Genomic DNA, 4386 nt, shown 5'->3' on the forward strand with positions numbered 1-4386 from the left:
GATAAGACCATAGCGAGTAAGCATACCAGTTGTGCTGGCGACCATAGCAAGAGTGAACCACCTGATCCCTTCCCGAACTCAGAAGTGAAACCTCTTAGCGCTGATGGTAGTGTGGGGTCTCCCATGTTAGAGTAAGTCATCGCCAGCTCATTATTCCAAAAGCCCTCTGCTCATGCAGGGGGCTTTTTTTATGCGTGGGGTTTCTAGAAAAAGAAGTAAATAACCTCCTAATTGTACCTAGATAATAGAAATATAAATAACGTGAAAAGTATAATTAATTAACTTCGCCTTATTTTCTTATTGATCTGTCTAAAAAATATTCGATCTACGACTTTAGCCTAAATTTTATTAAAAAAATCTAACTTGGTAAGTTTTGCAGTAGACAAGGTTTAAAGAATCATCCATTTTATATACAAAAGTGAATTAACGTTCATTTTTTCATAGAATAAAAAAGCTCACAATTGGAGGTGAGGAAAAATGACAGCAACAACAGTGAATGTGAATGCTGTAGTGGATGAAGCAAAGTTTAAACCTTTTCATTTAAAGATCGTACTTTGGTGCGTATTTGTCGTTATTTTTGACGGTTATGATCTGGCAATCAACGGTGTTGCTTTACCCCTACTGATGCAAGAATGGAATATGACGGCAGTTCAGGCCGGAATGCTTGCAAGTACCGCTCTGGCCGGCATGATGTTTGGTGCCATGCTCTTCGGTATGCTGGCAGATAAAATTGGACGAAAAAATGTCATCCTGATTTGTGTGACCTTATTCAGTGGATTTACGTTCTGGGGCGGTTTTGCCTCTGGTCCGACTGAATTTGGCATCCTACGTTTTATTGCGGGCTTAGGTATTGGCGGTGTATTGCCGAATCTGGTCGCATTAACTTCTGAATATGCGCCACAAAAAATGCGCAGTACTTTAGTGACTACCATGTTTAGTGGCTATGCAGTCGGTGGGATTATGGCGGCGTTATTAGGTGCCTGGTTTACCCCAAGTTTTGGTTGGGAAATCATGTTCTATATCGCAGGTATTCCATTATTGATGCTGCCTATACTGTATTTGTATTTACCGGAATCTTTAACTTTCCTGGTAAAGAAACAGCAAAATGAAAAGGCCAGTAAAATTGTTCAGCAGATCAGTCCTGAGCAAAATGTCACTGCAAGTACCCAGTTTGTACTGAATGAAGTGCATGCACCCGATGCTTCAATTGCTGCTTTATTTAAGCAGGGCCGTAGCATGAGTACCTTATTATTCTGGTGCTGCTTCTTTATGTGTCTGCTTATGGTCTACGCATTGGGTAGCTGGTTACCAAAACTGATGATGGCAGCGGGTTATTCTCTGGGTAACAGTTTGATGTTCCTGATGGCCATGAATATTGGTGCAGTGGTTGGAACCATTGGTGGTGGTATTCTGGCGGATCGTTTCCATCTGAAACCCGTCATTATTGGCATGTTCCTGTTGGGTGCAGTTTCATTAGTTGGATTAGGCTTTAACTCTCCACAAGCTGTGATCTATCTGTTAGTCGCTGCTGCAGGTGCTTCGGCAATTGGTAGCAGTATTCTGCTCTATAGTTTCGTGGCTCAGTACTATCCATTGGCAATCCGCTCTACCGGTATTGGTTGTGCGTCCGCAGTCGGTCGGGTAGGGGCAATCGTTGGTCCAATTATTATTGGATTCTTGTTGGGTATGGAGCTGCCACATAAAATGAATTTCTTGGCTGTTGCGATTCCAGCCATTATCGGCGCGATTTCAGTGGCGATGATTGTACGTAAAGATCTGAATGCAGAACGAAATGCTGAGACCTCACTGGCGAAACAGAAGCTGAATTCTATTAAAACCTAGTCACTTTTTGCCAATCCACTTGCTATAAATCTGAATTGAGTCAAAAGATCCCTTTCATAAGAAAGGGATTTTTTGTTTAAAGTATAAAAATCATTCATAAAAAATTGAATAAATCAAAAAATCATTGGTCTATAGACTATTTATATAAGCATTTTAATGAGAATAATAAATGTCTAATTATTCAATTATTTAGTTTTATAAAAATGTGATAAATCACACAAATAGCCGCTATTTTATGGCTGAAATTGCTCCATCATTTGGTCTTATTGTGCACTAAATCTCACTTGCGTATATTGCTAAAACTTGAATATTCCCCCGGATATTCAAAAGGATTTTATGGACAAGTACTCATGGGAGATGAGAACGATGACAACGGAAACAGTAGATATAAATTCTGTAGTCGATAATGCGAAATTTACGCCTTTTCACTTCAATGTAGTTGCTTGGTGTTTACTCATTATCTTGTTTGACGGCTACGATTTAGCAATCAATGGTGTTGTTTTACCTTTATTAATGCAGGACTGGGGCTTAAGTGCCGTTCAAGCGGGAATGCTTGCCAGTACTGCACTTGCCGGCATGATGTTTGGCGCGATGATCTTTGGTTCTCTAGCAGATAAAATTGGCCGTAAAAAAGTCATCATGATCTGTATCGTATTATTCAGTGGTCTGACCTTTGCCGGCGGTTTTGCTTCAAACCCGACTGAGTTCGGAATTTTACGTTTCCTTGCCGGTCTGGGCATTGGTGGTGTTATGCCAAACCTGGTGGCACTCACCTCTGAATATGCACCACAAAAAATGCGTAGTACCTTAGTAACTACTATGTTTAGTGGTTATGCGGTAGGTGGTGTGATGGCTGCCTTATTGGGTTCATGGTTTACCCCAAGTTTTGGTTGGCAAATCATGTTCTTTATCGCAGGTATTCCATTATTCTTATTACCAGTGATCTGGAAATTTCTGCCAGAATCTTTAGCCTTTATCGTCAAAGACAATAAACAGGAAAAAGCACGTCAAATAGTACGTCGTTTGGCTCCAAATCTAAGCGTTACAGACACTACCACCTTTAAACTGCCACAGGAAAATGTACCTGAAGCAGCAAACGTGGTGAGCCTGTTCCGTCGTGGCCGTGCGGTAAATACGTTATTGTTCTGGGTTGCTTTCTTCACTTGCCTATTAACCATGTATGCACTGAGCAGCTGGTTACCGAAGCTGATGATGGCAGCGGGTTACTCAATGGACAACAGCCTGATGTTCATGATGGCGATGAACGTAGGTGCAGTGGTTGGCATTGTCGGTGGTGGTATTTTGGCTGACCGTTTCCACCTGAAACCGGTATTGATGTTCCTCGGTATGATGGGTGCGATTGTGATGAGCTCAATGGGCTTTGCATCTAACCAGTTCCTGCTTTACATCCTGGTGTTCCTGGCTGGTGCAGCATCAATCGGTTCGCAAATGTTGCTATACAGCTATGTTGCGCAGTTCTACCCATTGGCAGTACGTTCAACAGGTATTGGCTGGTCATCTGCGATTGGTCGTATGGGGGCGATTGTTGGCCCGATCCTGATCGGTGGCTTACTCGGTATGAACCTGCCTGCACACTTTAACTTTATGGCGGTGGGTTTACCGGTACTGATTACAGCGATTGCAGTTGCTCTGATCATGCATGATGATGAATCTGAAAAGATTGGTTCAGCAGATACAATTCCTGCAAAAGCTTAAAACCAAGTTTGAAATAAGAAGCCTCCGAAAAGGGGGCTTTTTTATTTACTGTTCATCTAAAGCAATTTAGATTAAAAAATTATGAGTTTAAAAGTTATTAAAAATGGACTATCGCGAGCAATGGGAAAATTTTTTAAATCCTGAAGTATTTAAAGATCGACTAATTAATATTTCGATGTACATAACTATTTATGAAATGTTGAAAGATTCAATTATTAATCGACTCAAAGACTTTTATGTTATGACTTTAATTGGTGCTAAGGATTTAGAAGGAGAGGAAGAATATAGAACAAAAGTTTTATCAAGACATAAAAATCACCTCTACGCTTCTATTTCTTGGTTAATAGAGAATGGAGTCATTAATGAAGAAGATAAAGAAAATATTGAGGCCTTAAAAAGTTATAGAAACTATTTAGCACATGAAATGAGTAATATCGTTTTCAATGGTGAAATAAAAGACCTTATGCAAAACTTTCTATGTACATATCAATTGATTCATAAAATTGAAAACTGGTGGATTATTAATTTTGAAATGGCAATCAATCCAGATTTTGCCGATACCAATCTGGAAGATATTGATGTTAATAATATCGAGTCAGGAAAAAAACTAATGATTGATATGGCCTTGTCAGTACTATCAGGAAGCGAAGAGCTATTAAAAAAATTCAAAAGTAATTAGGGTGTGTTGACACTTTTAGCTTAAAAAATAGCGAAGTAGTAAAATCAAATCGCCAAACCCAATTTTACTATTCGCTATGCCTCGTACCATGCTGACAGATCAACACTGGCAAAAGTTGAAAGTTATTCTGCGTAATTTATCCATTCACC

At 39.8% G+C, this 4386-nt stretch carries 3 protein-coding genes, 1 rRNA gene and 1 pseudogene; all 5 read left to right on the forward strand.

The window, feature by feature from the left end:
• The first annotated feature begins 33 nt into the window (after positions 1-33).
• Positions 34-148 (forward strand): 5S ribosomal RNA (gene rrf, locus FTU19_RS15940).
• 329 nt (positions 149-477) lie between these two features.
• Positions 478-1842 carry an MFS transporter gene (locus FTU19_RS15945; protein ID WP_180018796.1) on the forward strand — a complete coding sequence of 455 codons (1365 nt, stop codon included), beginning with the start codon at positions 478-480 and terminating at the stop codon, positions 1840-1842.
• A 366-nt stretch (positions 1843-2208) separates the two neighbouring features.
• Entirely contained in the window at positions 2209-3558 is a 1350-nt protein-coding gene (locus tag FTU19_RS15950) for an aromatic acid/H+ symport family MFS transporter (RefSeq protein ID WP_180131889.1), read from the forward strand.
• Between the two features lie 103 nt (positions 3559-3661).
• The gene (locus tag FTU19_RS15955; protein ID WP_257225476.1) at positions 3662-4237 is read left to right on the forward strand and encodes a DUF4145 domain-containing protein; all 576 of its coding nucleotides are present in this window, start codon (positions 3662-3664) and stop codon (positions 4235-4237) included.
• A 76-nt stretch (positions 4238-4313) separates the two neighbouring features.
• A pseudogene (locus FTU19_RS15960) lies at positions 4314-4386 on the forward strand (IS5/IS1182 family transposase); the annotation flags it as partial.

The organism is Acinetobacter sp. YH12072 (assembly GCF_013419565.1).
Taxonomy (GTDB): domain Bacteria; phylum Pseudomonadota; class Gammaproteobacteria; order Pseudomonadales; family Moraxellaceae; genus Acinetobacter.

Coding starts and splice junctions, on each gene's coding strand:
- FTU19_RS15955 (WP_257225476.1), top strand. CDS start 3,662: ATGGACTATCGCGAGCAATGGGAAAATTTTTTAAATCCTGAAGTATTT.
- FTU19_RS15945 (WP_180018796.1), top strand. CDS start 478: ATGACAGCAACAACAGTGAATGTGAATGCTGTAGTGGATGAAGCAAAG.
- FTU19_RS15950 (WP_180131889.1), top strand. CDS start 2,209: ATGACAACGGAAACAGTAGATATAAATTCTGTAGTCGATAATGCGAAA.